This is a genomic window from Neorhizobium sp. DAR64872/K0K18 (assembly GCF_050500175.1).
Classification (GTDB): Bacteria; Pseudomonadota; Alphaproteobacteria; order Rhizobiales; family Rhizobiaceae; genus Neorhizobium; species Neorhizobium soli.
In genome coordinates, this window is the sequence record NZ_CP191446.1 from 1,287,457 (window position 1) to 1,307,909 (window position 20,453).

A 20,453-nucleotide genomic window follows, 5' to 3' on the forward strand; every position below is an offset into this window, starting at 1 on the left:
CTGCATCACCGTGCCTATGCCATTGGTTGCTGACGACCGACGGCCCAGGAATTGCCAAGGTGCGCATCCGCCGCGGCCGGAAGATCCGATGCTCCCCGGCGAAGCTGGGGCCGCAGCACGCCCGCGGCGCGTCGGGCGCCGAGCCGTGCAATCATGCCGATCGTCCGCGAGAGCTCTGCCAATAATTCGCGCATGCAGGGTGTGTGTGGGCTGGCCGGCCCAGCCCCCGATGCCGCGGAATGCGGCTCGCTCCAGCTAATCACCGGGTGGTGATATGACGGGAGTGAATCCAGTTCGCCAGCATCGGGCTCGGTATAAGCAAGGGTAAGCCCGCGTAAGCGGGGGGACTTACTGAGGCGGCGCCGGAACGGTGCGAGGGGGGCGAGGCGGTCCGGCGAGATCGGCAGGGTCGCAAGTGAGGCCGGGACGTCTTTGATTGGTTCGCCATCGATATCGGCAAGAAACGTTTGCGGTTGAACATGGAAGCCGGCCTCTAGTGCAGCCTCAATGAAATCGGCGCGGGCAAGGGCCGCTACGCTTCGGCCCGTCAGCACGTCGCGGCACGCCATCACCGCCGCCATATGCGCTTCTGTTCGTGCGGCCGGCCATCCGCTGAGCAGCATAAGAGCGGCATCCAGCGTGCCTTGCACGATGATCGGCCCCGGTTGGCCGAAGATTTCCAGGATGACAGGTTGCTTCCAGGTCCCGCGATCCATCCAAGCTCTCCCATTTAAGATAATTAGGAAATACTCATATAAAGCTTGCGCCAGGATGGAGCGCGGCGGCCCGACGGTTTTCGTCAGGCCGCTGATGTGATTTCAGGAGATCTTCAGGAGATGCTGCCTTGTCGCGTAAAGCGCAATCGCTGCGGCATTCGAGACGTTGAGCGACTTGATCTCGCCGGGCATGTCGAGCCGGGCCAACGCATTCACCGTTTCGCGGGTCTTCTGGCGCAAGCCCTTGCCCTCGGATCCGAGGACCAAAGCAATCCGCTCACCGGAGAACGTGCCTTCCAGCGGGGCAGGACCTTCCGAATCAAGCCCGATCGTCTGGAAACCAAGCTTGTGGATCGATTCCAGCGCGTCGGCGAGGTTGGTGATCTGGATATACGGGATGAGTTCCAGTGCGCCGGACGCGGATTTTGCCAGCACGCCTGACTCGGTAGGGCTATGTCTCTGGGTGGTGATGAGTGCGCCGGCGCCGAAGGCTACGGCCGATCGCATGACGGCACCGACGTTATGGGGATCCGTTACCTGGTCGAGTACCAGGAGGAGCGGGCTCTCTTTAAGGGCTTCAAGCCGGCGTACGGGCAGGGGCCGCGTTTCCAGCATCACGCCCTGGTGGATCGCCTCGGGACCCAGCACCTTGTCGATATCCTGCGGCGAGACGAACTCGACAGGAAAAGACAGCTCGCTCGATTCGCCGATCTCCAGTCGCATAAAGGCGTTCTGTGTCACCGAAAGCTTGATCAGCTTGCGCTCCGGGTTCTGGATCGCAGCCCGAACCGTATGGAGACCATAGAGCAGCACCTGTTCCGGCTGCAGCTGCGGTGGCGTCCAATCCTTGGCGCCCTTGTTGGATTTGACGCGGCCCTGCTGCGGCGTCGGGATCTCGCCGCGTTCGCGCTTGGTATCGCGAACATTCCGGCGAAGCGTCGCGTAATGGGTGTCGCGGGCGGTTTTGTCTTTAGGATCTTTTGTGCTCATGCTGCCTTATATCGAGGAGCGCGGTTTCGGCAAAGCCCTCCGCTCGAGCCTTCGTCGGATGGCATGACGATATCCAATTTTTTCCTCCTTTTTTCAAAGAGGTCGTGTTGACAGACGGACATGAGGCCGTCATATACGCGGCGCAGACCGAGGGGCGGCAAGCCTGACGGTCAGCAGACTTGGTCTAACGATCCAGACGAATGGAGAGATGCCCGAGTGGTTAAAGGGGACGGACTGTAAATCCGTTGGCTACGCCTACGTTGGTTCAAATCCAACTCTCTCCACCATTCGTCTTCGAGATCGGACCACCCCCGCGGGTATAGCTCAATGGTAGAGCAGCAGCCTTCCAAGCTGAATACGCGGGTTCGATTCCCGCTACCCGCTCCAATATCCCGGACAAATGATTTCTATTTTCGACCGGTTTGATCCATTCAAACATCGCGTCGATTTGTGCTCGTGTTGATCACGTGCGGCACGCGCAAAAACCGGATTGGACGTCAGGATTACGTATCAGGCCATCACCATCTCTGCGGCGACCATACTTCCGGCAGACGGGGAGGGCGACACGCCGAGGCCTTGAAATACAGGCAGATAGAGCGCCATCTTTCGGCCTGCCCCTTGTACGGGGCGGCGGCGTAATTATGTCTTGCGCAATCCTTGGGAAAGCCTTAAACGGCGACACCAAACCCGGTCGCCGGGTCAACCTCTTATGTTCACAGGAAGCATTCAATGGCAAAGAGCAAGTTTGAGCGCAATAAGCCTCACGTCAACATTGGCACGATCGGTCACGTCGACCACGGCAAGACGTCGCTGACTGCGGCGATCACGAAGTACTTCGGCGAATTCAAGGCCTACGACCAGATCGACGCTGCTCCTGAAGAGAAGGCCCGCGGCATCACCATTTCGACGGCACACGTCGAATACGAAACGCCAAACCGCCACTACGCACACGTCGACTGCCCCGGCCACGCCGACTACGTCAAGAACATGATCACCGGTGCAGCGCAGATGGACGGCGCGATCCTGGTTTGCTCGGCTGCCGACGGCCCGATGCCACAGACCCGCGAGCACATCCTGCTTGCTCGTCAGGTTGGCGTTCCGGCAATCGTCGTGTTCCTCAACAAGGTTGACCAGGTCGACGACGAAGAGCTCCTCGAGCTCGTCGAACTGGAAGTCCGCGAACTTCTGTCGTCCTACGACTTCCCGGGCGACGACATTCCGATCGTCAAGGGTTCGGCTCTGGCCGCTCTCGAAGATTCGAACAAGAAGATCGGCGAAGACGCCGTTCGCGAACTGATGGCAGCTGTCGACGCCTACATCCCGACGCCTGAGCGTCCGATCGACCAGCCGTTCCTGCTGCCGATCGAAGACGTTTTCTCGATCTCGGGCCGTGGTACGGTCGTGACCGGTCGCGTCGAGCGTGGCATCGTCAAGGTTGGTGAAGAAGTCGAAATCGTCGGCATCCGCGCCACGACCAAGACGACGGTTACCGGCGTCGAAATGTTCCGCAAGCTGCTCGACCAGGGCCAGGCCGGCGACAACATCGGCGCTCTGATCCGTGGCGTACAGCGTGACGGCGTTGAGCGTGGCCAGATCCTGTGCAAGCCGGGTTCGGTCAAGCCGCACAAGAAGTTCATGGCAGAAGCCTACATCCTGACGAAGGAAGAAGGCGGCCGTCATACGCCGTTCTTCACGAACTACCGTCCTCAGTTCTACTTCCGTACAACGGACGTGACCGGTATCGTTTCGCTTCCAGAAGGCACGGAAATGGTTATGCCAGGCGACAACGTCACCGTTGAAGTCGAGCTGATCGTTCCGATCGCGATGGAAGAAAAGCTGCGCTTCGCGATCCGCGAAGGCGGTCGTACTGTCGGCGCCGGCATCGTTGCCTCGATCATCGAGTAATCGATAGATCAACCACTTGAAAAAGGCCTCGCGGGAAACCGCGGGGCCTTTTTCGTTACAGCGTGTTGAAATCGGTCAGGAGACGTCCGCAGGAAGCGCGTACGCCGTTCAGCCAAAGAGTTCATTCATATAGCGGAACTGCGTGCTGCCGCCTGGCTTGGCCCAGCTCTTCGGCAGGCGTGGCGCAGGCTCCATCAGCCGTGCTGCAACATTCTCGGCGCCTGCTTCAATCGCGTCTCTCCCGATGAAACCACCGCGGACCTGCGTCGTCGCGGCAAGCGCCCGCTGGAAGGCGTCGAACAGTTCCATGTCCGGCCGTCCCGGATTCGTCCAGAACTCCGCGAGTGGCCCTTGGAATGTCAGCCCGGGGATGTCGTATACCGCAGCGCCCAGCGCAACTACCGGCTTTGCCATCGATAGCGCGGTCAGTCCGACGGTCGAGTTGACTGTGACGACGCCGGCCGCGCGGGTGATAAGGTCGTCGGTGTCGCCCCCATCCGCATAGAAGACACGGTCCGATATTCCGTGGCGGTTTGAGGCGGCCCGGATGCGCTCGGGCCAGCGCGACAGTCCATTGTCGATCGGATGGACCTTGAACAGCAGGCGGTCGTTACTGCCTGCGTGCTTTGCGAAAGAAGCAATCACCGAATCGACGATGGCGAAGAGGTCGCCGCTGGGGGCGTGACGGATGATCTGGTAATCCCCAGGAAGCTGCAATGGAAACAGGAAGACCCGAGGCAAGCGCACGCTATCCGCCGTCTGAATCGGGGTGAGGGCGGCTGTGGTCGCGAGATCGGCGTTCCGTCGCCGAGATTTCATCCTCAGCGCCTTCCAGATCCAGCCGGCATATTCCCTAACCGGATGCACGGGCCCATGGGTCCGGTAGTGGGGATGAACGAGCCATCCCAAGAGAACATTGGGAACGTGATAGACAAGATCGTAGAGCGCGTAGGTCAAGAAGCTGGAGCGGTAGCGTCCGACCCCGTCAATGGCCGGTGCGCTTTCCGCGATCATGCGGATACGCTCCGCATCCTGCGGAAAGCGAGAATGTGCCGACATGCCGTCCGGCTCTATCGTCAGCCAGTCGGGCCGCAGATACCCGTGTTCGAGAATATGGACGTCAACGCCTCTGGCTGACGCAACGGCAGCCGCGCTGTGATGCGGCGCACGACCATCACCAAGCATGACGATATCGGTTACATTGTGATCGCTTATGTAGCGATCGAGATACACTGCCCAATGTTCAGGCTTTTCGCGAAACAGTTCGCTTTTGCGCGGCCACCAAAACGCCACATCACCTATGGATAGGTTGATCTTCCATACCTTCGCGCCTTTGTTTTCAATGGCTTCCGCGAGCTTCTTGAGAAACGGCGAGGCGGGTCCTTGAAGCAGCAGGAATCGGCGTTGATGCATGGCGACGTAACCTTGGGATATGCTTCGTGCGTAAAAGGCGCCATTGACGACGGTGGTGCCTTCGTGAAAGTACCGGAACTGTTTAACGGTAATTGTGTGAATTGGCATCCGTCTCACGTACGGGGAGCTGTGTATTACGTCGGGAGAACCCCGATCAGGCTAAACGACCCTCAATTTCATGATCCCGAATCAAGCGGTATTGGCTTCGAATGACAAAAGTCCTGTTTCTCCAAGGTCCACCGTCCGTGTTCTGGCGCGAGCTGGCAAACGCGTTCGAAGCGCAGGGGATCGGTACGAAGCGTGTGAACTTCTCGTTCGGAGACCAGGCCTACTGGCGGAAGTCCGGAGCGATCAACTATCGCGGAACGCTGAGGGCCTGGCCACGCTATCTGGCTGAACTCATCCGTCGCGAAGGCATCACCGACATTCTCTATTATGCCGACAGGCTGCCCTACCATCGCTTTGCCGGACGCGTTGCACGTCGGTTGGGCATTCAGTGTCATGCCGTCGAGTTCGGCTATCTTCGGCCGGACTGGATCACGCTCGAACGCAATGGCATGGGCCGCTTCTCGCACTTCCCCAACGATCCGAACGTGATTCGCAAGGTTGCCGAGCAGGTTCCCGAACCGGATCTCAAGGCGCGCTACGGCCACACGTTCGGACAGGAGGCGACAAACGAGGTCATCTATAATCTCCTGGCATATTTCGGCCGCCCGATGTTCCCGTTCTACCGCTCGGACAAGTACTACGATCCGCTGTTCGACTATCTGTCGTGGCTGCCGCGCATGTTCCGTTCGCGCCACGATCTGCCAGAGGGATTTTTCGACGGCGAAACCGGCAAGAATTACCTCCTGGCGCTGCAATTGCAGAGCGACTACCAGATCCGAGCAAACTCTCCTTATCGGCATCTCTCTCAGATGATCGATCAGGTCATCCACTCGTTCTCGAGACATGCTCCCGAAAGCGCGCGGTTGATCGTAAAGCAGCATCCGCTCGACAACGATCTCGAGGGCTGGCGCAAGATCGTGTCGAAGATTGCCGCCCGCTACCGCGTCTCGAACCGGGTCGTGTTTATCGAAAGAGGTGATCTCGGAGCGATCCTTCGCCATTCGCACGGGACGATCGTTGCCAACTCCACGACGGCGATGCACAGCCTGAGAGCCGGTCTTCCGACGATTGCACTCGGTGCGGCAGTTTACGACATGCCCGGGTTGACCCATCAGGGCGGGATCGACTCGTTCTGGTCCGACCCCGAGCCGCTTGACGCGAACCTGCTGCGCGCCTTCATCAAGGCATTGGCCGGCACGGTACAGATCAAGGGCAATTTCTATCACGAAGAGGGCCGCGCGCTCGCGATCGAATTGATCATCACCCGCGTTCGCGACCGCACCGTCAACGAACCTGGTGCCTTCGTCGAAAAACCGCCGCGTCTGGCATGGCAACGGCTTCCGCTGCCAACAGAGAGGCGCGTGCCGGCGACCGGGACGGCGACGGGCGCCGTCGAGCTTTCAACGCGCGATCTTCTCCTAGGGAAGCCGGATCAAGTCTTGTCCCCGGTCTCGGCAAGAGATCTCGGCGACAACGTCGGCGGCAAATTCAGATAGCCTGGCAAAGTTCGAAAAACACTCTTGCCAAGTCCGGCGCAGCGTCTTAAAGGGAGCGCCTAGCCGGTGACGGAGAGGATCTTGATGGTCCGTCAGTCTTCGGTTTGAAGGGGTATAGCTCAGTTGGTAGAGCGGCGGTCTCCAAAACCGCAGGTCGTCGGTTCAAGCCCGGCTGCCCCTGCCAGCCTTCGCACAACACATAGCTTGCGACTGTAATTGATAGGCGCTGAGCGGTTGTTGTCCAAAGTTGGGAATTTCATGTAGGCACCTTTTTCCTCTTGTTTAACGGGAAATGGGTGTTTATGTAGGGAACAACAGACACGCGGTGCGTGGGGCTGAACGATATCGGCTTTACGTGCCGTAATTGCGTGGGCAATCGATGGCATCCAAAACCAATCCGGCAACGTTCTTCAAGCAGGTTCGTTCCGAAGCGTCTAAAATCACTTGGCCATCCCGCCGTGAAACCACGATCTCGACGATCATGGTTCTGGTCATGGTCGTGGTTGCGGCGCTGTTTTTCTTCGCTGCGGACCAGCTTATTGGCTGGTTGCTCGGCTTCGTGCTGAACGTCAGCGTTTGATCCTGGAGTATTAAGATGGCGGCCCGCTGGTACATCGTCCACGCATATTCGAACTTTGAGAAAAAGGTCGCTGAGGACATCGAGAACAAGGCTCGCCAGAAGGGGCTTGAGCATTTGTTCGAACAGATCCTCGTTCCGACGGAAAAGGTTGTGGAAGTGCGTCGCGGCCGAAAGGTCGATAGCGAACGCAAGTTCTTCCCGGGCTACGTCATGGTTCGTGCGAACCTGACGGACGAAGCCTACCACCTGATCAAGAACACGCCGAAGGTTACCGGCTTCCTTGGTTCTGACAACAAGCCTGTTCCGATCCCTGACTCCGAAGCCGATCGTATCCTCGGTCAGGTTCAGGAAGGTGTCGAGCGGCCGAAGTCCTCGATCTCGTTCGAGGTTGGTGAACAGGTTCGTGTTTCCGATGGTCCGTTCGCGTCGTTCAACGGCGTTGTTCAGGATGTCGATGAAGAGCGTTCGCGCCTCAAGGTCGAAGTGTCGATCTTTGGCCGCGCCACTCCGGTGGAGCTCGAATACGCTCAGGTCGAGAAGGTCTGATTGTTTTTGAATATGGGCTGCCATTGAGTTGGCGGCCCTGTGCGGCGTTTGCCGTAACCCGCGTGGAAGGTGAGGGGTCTAGCCGGACCTCGGTAAGCCGCACCACGCAACCGCAGCCGCCGGTCAATCCGGCATTTCGGACCAAGATATCGGTCCATAACGAAAGGCAGAGAAATGGCTAAGAAAGTAGCAGGCCAGCTCAAGCTTCAGGTCAAGGCAGGATCGGCTAACCCGTCCCCGCCAATCGGCCCGGCGCTTGGTCAGCGTGGCATCAACATCATGGAATTCTGCAAGGCGTTCAATGCCGCCACGCAGGAAATGGAAAAGGGTATGCCGATCCCGGTCGTCATCACCTACTACCAGGACAAGTCCTTCACCTTCGCGATGAAGCAGCCGCCGGTTACTTATTGGCTGAAGAAGGAAGCGAAGATCACTTCCGGTTCCAAGACACCTGGCAAGGGTGGCAAGGCCGGTACCATCACCAAGGCTCAGGTCCGTGCGATCGCCGAAGGTAAGATGAAGGATCTCAACGCAGCCGACGTCGAAGGCGCAATGCTGATGGTTGAGGGCTCTGCCCGCTCCATGGGCCTGGAAGTGGTGGCTTAACATGGTAAAGCTCGCAAAGCGCATGAAAAAGATCCGCGAAGGCGTGGATCCGACAACGCTCATCGCTCTCACCGAAGCCATCTCGATGGTCAAGGAACGTGCGACGGCTAAGTTCGACGAAACCGTCGAAATCTCGATGAACCTCGGCGTTGACCCGCGTCACGCAGACCAGATGGTCCGCGGCGTTGTCAACCTGCCGAACGGCACCGGCCGTGACGTTCGCGTTGCTGTTTTCGCACGTGGCGCCAAGGCTGATGAAGCCAAGGCTGCTGGTGCAGACATTGTTGGCGCAGAAGACCTGCTGGAAATCGTTCAGGGCGGCAAGATCGACTTCGATCGTTGCATCGCAACTCCTGACATGATGCCGCTCGTCGGTCGTCTCGGTAAGGTTCTCGGCCCGCGTGGCATGATGCCTAACCCGAAGGTCGGTACTGTGACCATGGACGTTGCCGGAGCCGTCAAGGCTTCCAAGGGCGGCGCTGTCGAGTTCCGCGTCGAGAAGGCCGGTATCGTTCACGCCGGCATCGGCAAGGCTTCCTTCGATGCCAAGGCACTCGAAGAAAACATCCGTGCCTTTGCTGACGCCGTCATCAAGGCAAAGCCGGCTGGCGCCAAGGGCAACTACCTGAAGCGCGTCGCGATTTCGTCGACGATGGGCCCAGGCGTCAAGATCGAGCCTTCGTCGGTCACAGCCGCTTAATGAATTGCCGGAGCCCCAGGGCTCCGGCTGCATGAATTCCCTCTCCCTTCGGGGAGCGGGAATTTCCGGAGAAATCCGGAATTCCTGTCCGAGATTGCAGGTGGTTTTCCCTTAATCACTTGGCCTGCATGAGACGGGTAAGAACGCAGATTTTCGGCGCTCCGGCGTTGTCAATTCGGTTCGAGCCTTGTGTGCCTTAAGCCTGAAGCCTTCGTGGCGACAGAGCGGGGGGACAGGATCCTCAACCGCCACGGACGGTCCGTCAAACGATCGTTCGAGGCAAAGGCAAACCCGGTAGGGCCTGCAGGATTGCGGTCCTATCAACTGGAGACAGACAGTGGAAAGAGCGGAAAAACGCGAATTCGTCACGGAGCTGAATGAAGTCTTCAAGGCTTCTGGTTCAGTTGTCGTGGCCCACTATGCTGGTGTCACAGTTGCGCAGATGAACGACTTCCGTTCAAAAATGCGTGCTGCTGGCGGCACCGTCAAAGTCGCGAAGAACCGCCTGGCCAAGATCGCTCTTCAGGGTACGGAAGCAGAAGGGATCTCCGATCTCTTCACCGGTCAGACACTCATTGCCTACAGCAATGACCCGATCACTGCTCCCAAAGTCGTCGTGGATTTCGCCAAGACCAACGACAAGATCGTTGTCCTCGGTGGAGCCATGGGAACAACCACGCTCAACGCTGAAGCAGTCAAGTCGCTTGCGACCCTGCCTTCGCTGGACGAGCTTCGTGGCAAGCTGCTGGGCCTCTTGAACGCCCCGGCTACCCGCATTGCAACGGTTGTATCCGCACCAGCAGCTCAGCTTGCTCGCGTGTTTGCGGCTTACTCAAAGAAGGACGAAGCCGCGTAAGGCGGTTTTTCGCTGTTCAAAACCAAGTTCGAACCGAATATAAGGAACTGATAAAATGGCTGATCTCGCAAAGATCGTTGAAGACCTGTCCGCCCTGACCGTTCTGGAAGCTGCTGAGCTTTCCAAGATGCTCGAAGAAAAGTGGGGCGTTTCGGCTGCTGCTCCTGTCGCAGCAGCTGCTGCTGGCGGCGGTGCTGCTGCTGTCGTTGAAGAAGAAAAGACCGAATTCGACGTTATCCTCGTTGAAGCCGGCGCTAACAAGATCAACGTCATCAAGGAAGTCCGCGCAATCACAGGTCTCGGCCTGAAGGAAGCTAAGGACCTCGTCGAAGGCGCTCCTAAGGCTGTCAAGGAAGCCGTTTCCAAGGCTGAAGCTGCAGACCTCAAGAAGAAGCTTGAAGACGCAGGCGCCAAGGTCGACGTCAAGTAATATCGGAATACGGTGGGGGAGATCAGTCTCCCCCGCTTTCTTCCTCCGAAACTATTACCCAGGGATCGTGAAAACGGCCCCTGGGTAATGGGTTCTCAAGAGGATGGTCCTGAACCGAACCGAGAAGGCAATCCGGCCTTTCGCTTTCGGGAAGTAGGACGAGTTTGAGAATACCATGTTCGACGGGATCGACTGGCCAGCGAACCCCGTCCGTTGCAGGCCCGGATGCAATTTTGAAGGAGCGACGATGGCTCAGACCCTTTCATTTAACGGTCGCAGGCGCGTACGCAAGTTTTTCGGGAAAATCCCCGAAGTCACTGAAATGCCGAACCTTATCGAGGTTCAGAAGGCGTCTTACGATCAGTTTCTGATGGTTGAAGAGCCGAAGGGTGGTCGTCCGGACGAAGGTTTGAACTCCGTGTTCAGGTCTGTCTTCCCGATCAGCGATTTCTCCGGCGCTTCCATGCTCGAATTCGTGTCCTACGAATTCGAACCGCCGAAGTTCGACGTCGAAGAATGCCGTCAGCGCGATCTGACCTACGCAGCGCCTCTCAAGGTGACGCTGCGTCTCATCGTGTTTGATATCGACGAGGATACGGGCGCGAAGTCCATCAAGGACATCAAGGAACAGTCCGTCTACATGGGCGACATGCCGCTCATGACCGACAACGGCACGTTCATCGTGAACGGTACCGAGCGCGTCATCGTGTCTCAGATGCACCGTTCGCCAGGCGTGTTCTTCGACCACGACAAGGGCAAGAGCCACTCTTCCGGCAAGCTGCTTTTCGCTGCTCGCGTCATTCCGTATCGCGGTTCCTGGCTCGACATCGAATTCGACGCCAAGGACATCGTCTACGCGCGTATCGACCGTCGCCGCAAGATCCCCGTCTCGTCGCTGCTGATGGCACTCGGCATGGACGGCGAAGAAATCCTGTCGACGTTCTATACGAAGTCCAACTATGTTCGCGACGGCGAAGGCTGGCGCATTCCGTTCAACGCCGAAACCCTCAAGGGTGCCAAGGCGCTGTCGGAAATGGTTGACGCCGACACCGGCGAAGTCGTTGTGGAATCCGGCAAGAAGCTGACCCCGCGTCTGCTTCGTTCGCTGACCGAGAAGGGCCTCAAGGCCATCAAGGCAACGAATGACGATCTCTACGGCAACTATCTGGCCGAAGACATCGTCAACTACTCGACGGGTGAGATCTATCTCGAAGCCGGCGACGAAATCGACGAGAAGACCCTCAAGGTCATCCTCGACCACGGTTTCGACGAGATCCCGGTTCTCGGCATCGACCACATCAATGTTGGCGCCTACATCCGCAACACGCTGGCCGCAGACAAGAACGAGCATCGTCAGGATGCACTGTTCGACATCTACCGCGTCATGCGTCCGGGCGAGCCGCCGACGATGGACTCGGCCGAAGCCATGTTCAATTCGCTGTTCTTCGATTCGGAGCGTTACGATCTCTCCGCCGTCGGCCGCGTGAAGATGAACATGCGTCTCGACGTCGACGCTCCAGACACGATGCGCGTTCTGCGCAAGGACGATATCCTGGCCGTGGTCCGCATGCTCGTCGAACTGCGTGACGGCAAGGGCGAAATCGACGACATCGACAACCTCGGCAACCGCCGCGTTCGTTCTGTCGGCGAACTGATGGAAAATCAGTACCGTCTGGGTCTGCTCCGCATGGAGCGCGCCATCAAGGAACGCATGTCGTCGATCGAGATCGACACCGTGATGCCGCAGGACCTGATCAACGCGAAGCCGGCTGCTGCCGCGGTTCGCGAATTCTTCGGTTCCTCGCAGCTGTCGCAGTTCATGGACCAGGTGAACCCGCTTTCGGAAATCACCCACAAGCGTCGTCTTTCGGCACTTGGCCCGGGTGGTCTGACCCGCGAGCGCGCAGGCTTCGAAGTCCGCGACGTTCACCCGACCCACTACGGCCGTATCTGCCCGATCGAAACGCCGGAAGGCCCGAATATCGGTCTGATCAACTCGCTCGCAACCTTCGCCCGTGTGAACAAGTACGGCTTCATCGAAAGCCCGTACCGCAAGATCATCGACGGCAAGGTGACGAAGGACGTCGTCTATCTCTCCGCTATGGAAGAGGCGAAGTACTACGTTGCGCAGGCGAACTCGGAACTCACCTCCGAAGGCACCTTCGTTGAAGAGTTCGTGGTCTGCCGCCATTCCGGCGAAGTCATGCTGTCACCGCGCGACACCGTCAACCTGATGGACGTTTCGCCAAAGCAGCTCGTCTCCGTCGCAGCGGCTCTGATCCCGTTCCTCGAAAACGACGACGCCAACCGCGCCCTCATGGGGTCCAACATGCAGCGTCAGGCGGTTCCGCTGGTTCGCGCCGAAGCGCCGTTCGTCGGCACCGGCATGGAGCCTGTGGTTGCGCGTGACTCCGGCGCGGCGATCGCTGCCCGCCGTAGCGGTGTTGTGGACCAGGTGGATGCGACCCGTATCGTTATCCGTGCAACGGAAGACCTCGAATCCGGCAAGTCCGGCGTCGATATCTACCGCCTGCAGAAATTCCAGCGCTCCAACCAGAACACCTGCGTCAACCAGCGTCCGCTGGTCGCCGTCGGCGACATTCTGAACAAGGGCGACATCATCGCTGACGGTCCTTCGACCGACCTCGGTGACCTGGCTCTTGGCCGCAACGCGCTCGTCGCGTTCATGCCTTGGAACGGCTACAACTACGAAGACTCGATCCTCATGTCCGAGCGCATCGTGTCTGACGACGTGTTCACCTCCATCCACATCGAAGAATTCGAAGTGATGGCGCGCGACACGAAGCTTGGTCCTGAAGAAATCACGCGCGACATTCCGAACGTTTCGGAAGAAGCGCTGAAGAATCTCGACGAAGCCGGCATCGTCTATATCGGCGCCGAAGTTCAGCCGGGCGACATCCTCGTCGGCAAGATCACACCGAAGGGTGAAAGCCCGATGACGCCTGAAGAAAAGCTTCTGCGCGCCATCTTCGGTGAAAAGGCTTCCGACGTTCGCGACACGTCCATGCGTATGCCTCCGGGCACGTTTGGCACCGTCGTCGAAGTTCGCGTCTTCAACCGTCACGGCGTCGAAAAGGACGAACGTGCGATGGCGATCGAACGCGAGGAAATCGAACGCCTCGCCAAGGACCGCGACGACGAACAGGCGATCCTCGACCGTAACGTCTACGGCCGTCTGATCGAGATGCTCCGTGGTCAGGCGTCTGTCGCCGGTCCGAAGGGCTTCAAGAAGGGCGTCGAGCTCTCCAACGCCGTCGTCTCCGAATATCCCCGCTCCCAGTGGTGGATGTTCGCGGTCGAAGACGAAAAGGTCCAGGGCGAGATCGAAGCACTGCGTGGTCAGTACGACGAGTCGAAGTCGCTGCTCGAGCATCGCTTCATGGACAAGGTCGAAAAGGTCCAGCGCGGCGACGAAATGCCTCCGGGTGTCATGAAGATGGTCAAGGTCTTTGTCGCTGTGAAGCGCAAGATCCAGCCGGGCGACAAGATGGCCGGCCGTCACGGTAACAAGGGCGTTGTTTCGCGTATCGTGCCTGTCGAAGACATGCCGTTCCTCGAAGACGGTACCCACGTCGACATCTGCTTGAACCCGCTGGGCGTGCCTTCGCGCATGAACGTCGGTCAGATCCTCGAAACCCACCTTGCCTGGGCTTGCGCCGGCATGGGTAAGAAGATCGGCGAGCTCCTCGACGAATACCGCAAGACCATGGACATCGGCGAGCTGAAGACAGTTCTGACCGACGTGTATGCCAGTGAGGCCAAGAACGAAGTCGTCGACTTCGACGATGACTCGCTGGTCAGACTTGCCGAACAGTCCCGCAAGGGCGTCTCCATCGCAACGCCGGTTTTCGACGGTGCGCATGAACCGGACGTTGCTTCGATGCTGAAGAAGGCCGGTCTGCACGAAAGCGGTCAGTCGACCCTGTACGACGGTCGTACCGGTGAAGCCTTCGACCGTCAGGTGACTGTCGGCTACATGTACATGATCAAGCTGAACCACCTTGTGGACGACAAGATCCACGCGCGTTCGATTGGTCCGTACTCGCTCGTCACCCAGCAGCCGCTCGGTGGTAAGGCTCAGTTCGGTGGTCAGCGCTTCGGGGAAATGGAAGTCTGGGCTCTGGAAGCTTACGGCGCCGCCTACACCCTGCAGGAAATGCTGACGGTGAAGTCGGACGACGTGGCAGGTCGTACCAAGGTCTACGAGGCGATCGTCCGAGGCGACGACACGTTCGAGGCAGGCATTCCGGAGAGCTTCAACGTTCTCGTCAAGGAAATGCGCTCGCTGGGTCTGTCGGTCGAACTGGAAAATTCCAAGCTCGATACGGCTGACGCACTGCCCGACGCGGCTGAATAAAATTTGACAAGGGGCGTGCGGGGGCAACCGCGCACGCCATTCCCTCCACCGTTGGAGTTTGCATCGGGTGAGGGGAGTTTTGCCGCATTCTGCGGTTATTGTCATTTATGGATCGAGGATCGGCATCCCGGGAATTTGCCGGTACCGCGACCCGACTGAGGGCGTTACGCCCCATCAAGGAGACAGGCATGAACCAAGAGGTCATGAACCTTTTCAACCCGACAGTGCCCGCACAGCACTTCGATTCGATCCGGATCTCGATTGCGAGCCCGGAAAAGATCCTGTCGTGGTCCTACGGCGAGATCAAGAAGCCGGAAACGATCAACTATCGTACGTTCAAGCCTGAACGCGATGGTCTTTTCTGCGCGCGCATTTTCGGACCGATCAAGGACTACGAATGCCTGTGCGGCAAGTACAAGCGCATGAAGTACAAGGGCATCATCTGCGAAAAGTGCGGCGTTGAAGTCACGCTGTCGCGCGTTCGCCGCGAGCGCATGGGCCATATCGAGCTCGCTGCTCCGGTTGCCCACATCTGGTTCCTGAAGTCGCTGCCTTCGCGTATCTCGACACTGCTCGACATGACGCTGAAGGATGTCGAACGCGTTCTGTATTTCGAGAACTACATCGTCACCGAGCCTGGCCTGACGTCGCTGAAGGAAAATCAGCTTCTGTCGGAAGAGGAATACATGATCGCCATCGACGAGTTCGGTGAAGATCAGTTCACGGCGATGATCGGTGCTGAAGCCATCTACGAGATGCTCGCTTCGATGAACCTCGAAAAGATCGCTGGCGACCTTCGCACGGACCTTGCTGAGACCACTTCGGATCTCAAGCAGAAGAAGCTGATGAAGCGCCTGAAGATCGTCGAGAACTTCATGGAATCCGGCAACCGCCCGGAATGGATGATCATGAAGGTCGTTCCGGTCATCCCGCCGGATCTGCGCCCGCTGGTTCCGCTTGACGGCGGCCGTTTCGCGACGTCCGACCTCAACGATCTGTACCGCCGCGTCATCAACCGTAACAACCGTCTGAAGCGCCTGATCGAACTGCGCGCTCCCGGCATCATCATCCGCAACGAAAAGCGCATGCTGCAGGAATTTGTGGACGCGCTGTTCGACAACGGCCGTCGTGGCCGCGTCATCACCGGTGCCAACAAGCGTCCGCTGAAGTCGCTGTCCGACATGCTCAAGGGCAAGCAGGGCCGCTTCCGCCAGAACCTTCTCGGCAAGCGCGTCGACTATTCCGGTCGTTCGGTCATCGTGACCGGTCCGGAACTGAAGCTGCACCAGTGCGGCCTGCCGAAGAAGATGGCGCTCGAGCTGTTCAAGCCGTTCATCTACGCCCGTCTCGACGCCAAGGGTTATTCCTCGACCGTCAAGCAGGCGAAGAAGCTGGTTGAAAAGGAAAAGCCGGAAGTTTGGGATATCCTCGACGAGGTCATCCGCGAGCATCCGGTTCTTCTGAACCGCGCACCGACGCTCCACCGCCTGGGTATCCAGGCCTTCGAACCGATCCTGGTTGAAGGCAAGGCGATCCAGCTGCATCCGCTCGTCTGCACGGCCTTCAACGCCGACTTCGACGGTGACCAGATGGCTGTTCACGTGCCGCTCTCGCTGGAAGCCCAGCTTGAAGCCCGCGTGCTCATGATGTCGACGAACAACATTCTGCATCCGGCAAACGGCGCACCGATCATCGTTCCTTCGCAGGACATGGTTCTCGGCCTGTACTATCTGTCGATCCTCAATCAGAACGAGCCGGGCGAAGGCATGGTCTTCTCGGACATGGGCGAACTGCACCATGCTCTGGAAAACAAGGTCGTCACCCTGCACGCCAAGATTCGCGGTCGTTTCAAGACGGTCGACGAGGACGGCAAGCCGGTTTCCAAGATCTATGAAACGACACCTGGTCGTATGATCATCGGCGAACTTCTGCCGAAGAACTTCAAGGTGCCGTACGAGACCTGCAACCAGGAAATGACCAAGAAGAACATCTCCAAGATGATCGACACGGTCTACCGCCACTGCGGTCAGAAGGACACGGTCATTTTCTGCGACCGTATCATGCAGCTCGGCTTCACCCACGCGTGCAAGGCTGGCATTTCGTTCGGTAAGGACGACATGATCATCCCGGACTCGAAGGTGAAGATCGTCGGTGATACCGAAGCCCTCGTGAAGGAATACGAACAGCAGTACAACGACGGCCTGATCACTCAGGGCGAGAAGTACAACAAGGTCGTAGACGCCTGGGGCAAGGCCACCGAGAAGGTCGCCGAAGACATGATGGCCCGCATTAAGGCTGTCGAATTCGACGCAGAGACCGGTCGCCAGAAGCCGATGAACGCGATCTACATGATGTCCCACTCCGGCGCCCGTGGTTCACCGAACCAGATGCGTCAGCTGGGCGGCATGCGCGGCCTGATGGCGAAGCCGTCGGGTGAAATCATCGAGACCCCGATCATCTCGAACTTCAAAGAAGGCCTGACCGTTAACGAGTACTTCAACTCGACCCACGGTGCCCGTAAGGGTCTCGCAGACACCGCCTTGAAGACGGCGAACTCCGGTTACCTGACCCGTCGTCTCGTCGACGTGGCCCAGGACTGCATCGTCAACATGGTCGATTGCGGCACCGAGAGCGGTCTCACCATGACCGCCATCGTTGACGCCGGTCAGGTTGTTGCGTCCATCGGTACCCGCGTTCTCGGTCGTACGGCCCTCGACGACATCGATCATCCGGTCACGGGTGAGCGCATCGTCGATGCTGGTCGCATGATCCTTGAGCCCGATGTCATCGAGATCGAAAAGGCCGGCATTCAGTCGATCCGTATCCGCTCTGCACTGACCTGCGAAGTTCAGACAGGCGTATGCTCGATCTGCTACGGCCGTGACCTTGCGCGCGGTACCCCGGTCAACATGGGTGAGGCTGTTGGCGTTATCGCTGCTCAGTCGATCGGTGAGCCGGGTACCCAGCTGACGATGCGTACGTTCCACTTGGGCGGTACGGCTAACGTGGTCGACTCGTCGTTCCTGGAAGCGTCCTATGAGGGCACGATCCAGATCAAGAACCGCAACATGCTGCGCAACTCGGAAAATGTTCTCGTCGCAATGGGCCGCAACATGTCGGTTACCATTCTCGACGAGCGTGGTGTCGAGCGTTCCTCGCAGCGCGTTGCCTACGGTTCGAAGCTGCATGTCGATGACGGCGACAAGGTTCGTCGTGGTCAGCGTCTTGCAGAGTGGGACCCCTACACACGCCCGATGATGACGGAAGTCGCCGGTACGGTGTTCTTCGAGGACATGGTCGACTCGATTTCGGTCTCGGAATCGACAGACGAATCCACGGGTATCACCAAGCGTCAGGTTATCGACTGGCGTTCGACCCCGCGCGGTATCGATCTGAAGCCTGCAATCGTCATCAAGGACGCTTCGGGTGCGATCATGAAGCTGTCGCGTGGCGGTGACGCCCGCTTCAACCTCAACGTCGATGCCATCCTGTCCGTAGAACCGGGCAGCAAGGTATCGCAGGGCGATGTTCTGGCGCGTATCCCGATGGAAAGCGCCAAGACCAAGGACATCACCGGTGGTCTGCCACGCGTTGCCGAACTGTTCGAAGCTCGTCGTCCGAAGGACCACGCCATCATCGCTGAGATCGATGGTACGATCCGCCTCGGCCGCGACTACAAGAACAAGCGTCGCGTCCAGATCGAGCCTGCCGAAGACGGTGTCGAAGCAGTCGAATACCTGATCCCGAAGGGCAAGCCCTTCCACCTTCAGGAAGGCGACTACATCGAAAAGGGCGACTACATCCTCGACGGCAATCCTGCGCCGCACGACATCCTGGCGATCAAGGGCGTGGAAGCACTCGCTTCCTACCTGGTCAACGAAATCCAGGAAGTCTACCGTCTGCAGGGCGTTGTCATCAACGACAAGCACATCGAAGTGATTGTTCGTCAGATGCTTCAGAAGGTCGAGATCACCGATAGCGGCGACAGCCAGTATATCGTCGGTGACAATGTCGACCGGATCGAGCTTGACGATGCCAATGACCGTCTCATCGAGGAAGGCAAGAAGCCTGCCTTTGGCGACCCGGTACTCCTCGGCATCACCAAGGCATCGCTGCAGACGCCGTCCTTCATCTCGGCTGCATCCTTCCAGGAAACCACCAAGGTTCTCACGGAAGCTGCAATCGCCGGCAAGACGGATACGCTGCAGGGTCTGAAGGAAAACGTCATCGTCGGCCGTCTCATCCCGGCTGGTACTGGCGGCACCATGACGCAGATCCGCCGTATCGCCACTTCGCGCGACGACCTCATCCTCGAGGAACGCAAGAAGGGCTCCGGCGCTGGCTCGGCTACACCGATGCTGCAGAACATGAACCCGGAAAAGACTCCGGCCGAATAAGGCCGCGGGGGTAGGGCGCCCGGAAACGGGCGCTCTCTTTTCAGGAACGCACCACAAAAAAACGCCCGGAGCGATCCGGGCGTTTCCGTTTATCTAGATCTAAAATAAGTTCAGTCGAAGCGAATGATCGCGACTTCGCCCTCAAGCGCACCCTGATAGGCGGATGCATGCGGCTCTTCCGGCGGCTCGTCGGTCAGGACGCCGATCTGATCGAGGTCGGCCTCCAGGAAGCCTTCTTCGGTCAGCGCGTTCAGCGCCTCGCGTACGGCGGAGTCATCGTCGGGTGCGCGCAGAATGACATGCATCTCGATGCCTTCGCCGCCCTTGGTCTCGTAAGCCTTGCCGATAATGATGAAAATCATCGGGTCATCGAGCGTGTTGTCGTTATCGGCGGGGTTTGCCATGTGCAATCTCCAGGTAAAGGGGCTGACGCTTCATTGTCATCAAGAGGCAAGAGCGAGGAATGTTCCAAAACCTCCTTTATTGCCATATTCAGTGATTCCCAAACGGAAATGCCGGGGTCGAACTTTAATGTTTTGGGGCGGCTTTTCAGGCGATCGAAAACCCCGGTAAACAAGGCTTTCCGCCATTATTTTCGGGCCAGCTCTTGACGCAGAAGGGTTAAGTCAGTAAACGCCGCGGCATCGGACACCATGTGAGACATGTGCGTCTGGAGAGTCTTTCTCCGGAGTTCGCCTCAAACAGGTTTCCAAAAAACGCACGTTGACTACAAGAATGCTGCACGCACGACGCGTTTTCAATGCGTCCTCTGCCTTATGTGGTCCATCCGGATACGGATCGGGCCACGTTTCGTGCATGAGGAGATGTGTGTGTCGCCGCCGGAAACGGCATCCGAATGGTCCCGAAAGGGGCTTGAAAGAAGATTTTGCAAGGGATGGGTATATGCCTACCGTAAACCAGCTGATCCGTAAGCCACGTCAGGCACAGGTAAAGCGCAATAAGGTTCCTGCTCTGCAGGAAAACCCGCAGAAGCGCGGCGTTTGCACCCGCGTTTATACAACGACCCCGAAGAAGCCTAACTCGGCTCTGCGTAAGGTTGCCAAGATTCGCCTCACCAATGGCTTCGAAGTCATCGGCTACATTCCGGGTGAAGGTCACAACCTGCAGGAACACTCTGTCGTCATGATCCGTGGCGGCCGCGTAAAGGACTTGCCAGGCGTTCGTTACCACGTCATCCGCGGCGTTCTCGACACCCAGGGCGTCAAGAACCGTAAGCAGCGCCGTTCGAAGTATGGTGCGAAGCGTCCGAAGTAATCCTTCGGATTTCCAATTTTCCGGCGCTGCGCGAGGTTCTCCGCGTGATAAAGCGTC

15 protein-coding genes and 3 tRNA genes are annotated in these 20,453 nt (G+C 58.5%); 14 read left to right on the forward strand and 4 right to left on the reverse strand.

The genetic code is table 11. The features are described from left to right. Positions 1 to 14: 14 nt before the first annotated feature. Positions 15 to 716 carry a DUF982 domain-containing protein gene (locus ACQY1P_RS11590; RefSeq protein ID WP_430256433.1) on the reverse strand — a complete coding sequence of 234 codons (702 nt, stop codon included), beginning with the start codon at positions 714 to 716 and terminating at the stop codon, positions 15 to 17. 102 nt (positions 717 to 818) lie between these two features. Next, positions 819 to 1,706 carry a TrmH family RNA methyltransferase gene (locus ACQY1P_RS11595; protein ID WP_092662035.1) on the reverse strand — a complete coding sequence of 296 codons (888 nt, stop codon included), beginning with the start codon at positions 1,704 to 1,706 and terminating at the stop codon, positions 819 to 821. 202 nt (positions 1,707 to 1,908) lie between these two features. On the opposite strand from ACQY1P_RS11595, the gene ACQY1P_RS11600 reads away from it, so the two are divergent. From ACQY1P_RS11600 to tuf, 3 genes are all read left to right on the forward strand, one after another. Beyond that, positions 1,909 to 1,993 (forward strand) — tRNA-Tyr (locus ACQY1P_RS11600). Positions 1,994 to 2,019: 26 nt separating this feature from the next. After that, positions 2,020 to 2,093: transfer RNA gene (locus ACQY1P_RS11605), tRNA-Gly, on the forward strand. A gap of 342 nt (positions 2,094 to 2,435) precedes the next feature. Next, a complete protein-coding gene (gene tuf, locus ACQY1P_RS11610) occupies positions 2,436 to 3,611 on the forward strand; it encodes an elongation factor Tu (RefSeq protein ID WP_092662037.1) in 1,176 nt (391 codons plus the stop codon). Between the two features lie 108 nt (positions 3,612 to 3,719). On the opposite strand, the gene ACQY1P_RS11615 is transcribed toward tuf, so the two are convergent. Further along, on the reverse strand, positions 3,720 to 5,024 hold the full coding sequence (locus ACQY1P_RS11615; RefSeq protein WP_430256434.1) for a capsule biosynthesis protein: 1,305 nt from the start codon (positions 5,022 to 5,024) through the stop codon (positions 3,720 to 3,722). A gap of 209 nt (positions 5,025 to 5,233) precedes the next feature. Here ACQY1P_RS11615 and ACQY1P_RS11620 point away from each other — a divergent pair, with 209 nt between their 5' ends. The 10 genes from ACQY1P_RS11620 (at position 5,234) to rpoC (ending at position 19,121) form a co-directional block, all read left to right on the forward strand. Further along, on the forward strand, positions 5,234 to 6,628 hold the full coding sequence (locus tag ACQY1P_RS11620) for a capsule biosynthesis protein (RefSeq protein WP_430256435.1): 1,395 nt from the start codon (positions 5,234 to 5,236) through the stop codon (positions 6,626 to 6,628). Between the two features lie 108 nt (positions 6,629 to 6,736). Beyond that, a tRNA-Trp gene (locus ACQY1P_RS11625) sits at positions 6,737 to 6,812 on the forward strand. 195 nt (positions 6,813 to 7,007) lie between these two features. Then, a complete protein-coding gene (gene secE, locus ACQY1P_RS11630; RefSeq protein WP_062453170.1) occupies positions 7,008 to 7,208 on the forward strand; it encodes a preprotein translocase subunit SecE in 201 nt (66 codons plus the stop codon). A 15-nt stretch (positions 7,209 to 7,223) separates the two neighbouring features. Then, a complete protein-coding gene (gene nusG, locus ACQY1P_RS11635; RefSeq protein WP_062453169.1) occupies positions 7,224 to 7,754 on the forward strand; it encodes a transcription termination/antitermination protein NusG in 531 nt (176 codons plus the stop codon). A gap of 174 nt (positions 7,755 to 7,928) precedes the next feature. Next, positions 7,929 to 8,360: a 50S ribosomal protein L11 gene (gene rplK / locus ACQY1P_RS11640; RefSeq protein WP_062453168.1), complete on the forward strand. Its 432-nt coding sequence runs from the start codon at positions 7,929 to 7,931 to the stop codon at positions 8,358 to 8,360. Position 8,361: 1 nt separating this feature from the next. Continuing rightward, positions 8,362 to 9,060: a 50S ribosomal protein L1 gene (gene rplA, locus ACQY1P_RS11645; protein ID WP_062453167.1), complete on the forward strand. Its 699-nt coding sequence runs from the start codon at positions 8,362 to 8,364 to the stop codon at positions 9,058 to 9,060. Between the two features lie 337 nt (positions 9,061 to 9,397). Continuing rightward, positions 9,398 to 9,916 (forward strand): 50S ribosomal protein L10, encoded by a 519-nt coding sequence (rplJ, locus tag ACQY1P_RS11650; protein WP_062453166.1) that lies wholly within the window; start codon positions 9,398 to 9,400, stop codon positions 9,914 to 9,916. Positions 9,917 to 9,971: 55 nt separating this feature from the next. After that, positions 9,972 to 10,346, forward strand: a complete 375-nt coding sequence (rplL, locus tag ACQY1P_RS11655; RefSeq protein WP_062453165.1) for a 50S ribosomal protein L7/L12 — start codon at positions 9,972 to 9,974, stop codon at positions 10,344 to 10,346. Between the two features lie 247 nt (positions 10,347 to 10,593). Further along, positions 10,594 to 14,724: a DNA-directed RNA polymerase subunit beta gene (rpoB, locus tag ACQY1P_RS11660; protein ID WP_062454716.1), complete on the forward strand. Its 4,131-nt coding sequence runs from the start codon at positions 10,594 to 10,596 to the stop codon at positions 14,722 to 14,724. 188 nt (positions 14,725 to 14,912) lie between these two features. Beyond that, positions 14,913 to 19,121: a DNA-directed RNA polymerase subunit beta' gene (gene rpoC, locus ACQY1P_RS11665; RefSeq protein WP_430256436.1), complete on the forward strand. Its 4,209-nt coding sequence runs from the start codon at positions 14,913 to 14,915 to the stop codon at positions 19,119 to 19,121. Positions 19,122 to 19,231: 110 nt separating this feature from the next. Here the strand turns inward: rpoC and ACQY1P_RS11670 are convergent, their stop codons facing one another. Beyond that, on the reverse strand, positions 19,232 to 19,525 hold the full coding sequence (locus ACQY1P_RS11670) for a hypothetical protein (protein WP_062453163.1): 294 nt from the start codon (positions 19,523 to 19,525) through the stop codon (positions 19,232 to 19,234). A 499-nt stretch (positions 19,526 to 20,024) separates the two neighbouring features. Between ACQY1P_RS11670 and rpsL the strand changes: the two genes are divergently transcribed. Next, positions 20,025 to 20,396, forward strand: a complete 372-nt coding sequence (rpsL, locus tag ACQY1P_RS11675) for a 30S ribosomal protein S12 (RefSeq protein ID WP_042618537.1) — start codon at positions 20,025 to 20,027, stop codon at positions 20,394 to 20,396. Positions 20,397 to 20,453 lie beyond the last annotated feature (57 nt).

What these genes read in the sequence shown, in the direction of transcription:
- rplK (WP_062453168.1), top strand. Translation starts at nt 7,929, where the DNA reads ATGGCTAAGAAAGTAGCAGGCCAGCTCAAGCTTCAGGTCAAGGCAGGA.
- ACQY1P_RS11590 (WP_430256433.1), bottom strand. Translation starts at nt 716, where the DNA reads ATGGATCGCGGGACCTGGAAGCAACCTGTCATCCTGGAAATCTTCGGC.
- rpoC (WP_430256436.1), top strand. Translation starts at nt 14,913, where the DNA reads ATGAACCAAGAGGTCATGAACCTTTTCAACCCGACAGTGCCCGCACAG.
- ACQY1P_RS11615 (WP_430256434.1), bottom strand. Translation starts at nt 5,024, where the DNA reads ATGCATCAACGCCGATTCCTGCTGCTTCAAGGACCCGCCTCGCCGTTT.
- secE (WP_062453170.1), top strand. Translation starts at nt 7,008, where the DNA reads ATGGCATCCAAAACCAATCCGGCAACGTTCTTCAAGCAGGTTCGTTCC.
- tuf (WP_092662037.1), top strand. Translation starts at nt 2,436, where the DNA reads ATGGCAAAGAGCAAGTTTGAGCGCAATAAGCCTCACGTCAACATTGGC.
- ACQY1P_RS11620 (WP_430256435.1), top strand. Translation starts at nt 5,234, where the DNA reads ATGACAAAAGTCCTGTTTCTCCAAGGTCCACCGTCCGTGTTCTGGCGC.
- ACQY1P_RS11670 (WP_062453163.1), bottom strand. Translation starts at nt 19,525, where the DNA reads ATGGCAAACCCCGCCGATAACGACAACACGCTCGATGACCCGATGATT.
- rplA (WP_062453167.1), top strand. Translation starts at nt 8,362, where the DNA reads ATGGTAAAGCTCGCAAAGCGCATGAAAAAGATCCGCGAAGGCGTGGAT.
- rpoB (WP_062454716.1), top strand. Translation starts at nt 10,594, where the DNA reads ATGGCTCAGACCCTTTCATTTAACGGTCGCAGGCGCGTACGCAAGTTT.
- rpsL (WP_042618537.1), top strand. Translation starts at nt 20,025, where the DNA reads ATGCCTACCGTAAACCAGCTGATCCGTAAGCCACGTCAGGCACAGGTA.
- nusG (WP_062453169.1), top strand. Translation starts at nt 7,224, where the DNA reads ATGGCGGCCCGCTGGTACATCGTCCACGCATATTCGAACTTTGAGAAA.
- rplL (WP_062453165.1), top strand. Translation starts at nt 9,972, where the DNA reads ATGGCTGATCTCGCAAAGATCGTTGAAGACCTGTCCGCCCTGACCGTT.
- ACQY1P_RS11595 (WP_092662035.1), bottom strand. Translation starts at nt 1,706, where the DNA reads ATGAGCACAAAAGATCCTAAAGACAAAACCGCCCGCGACACCCATTAC.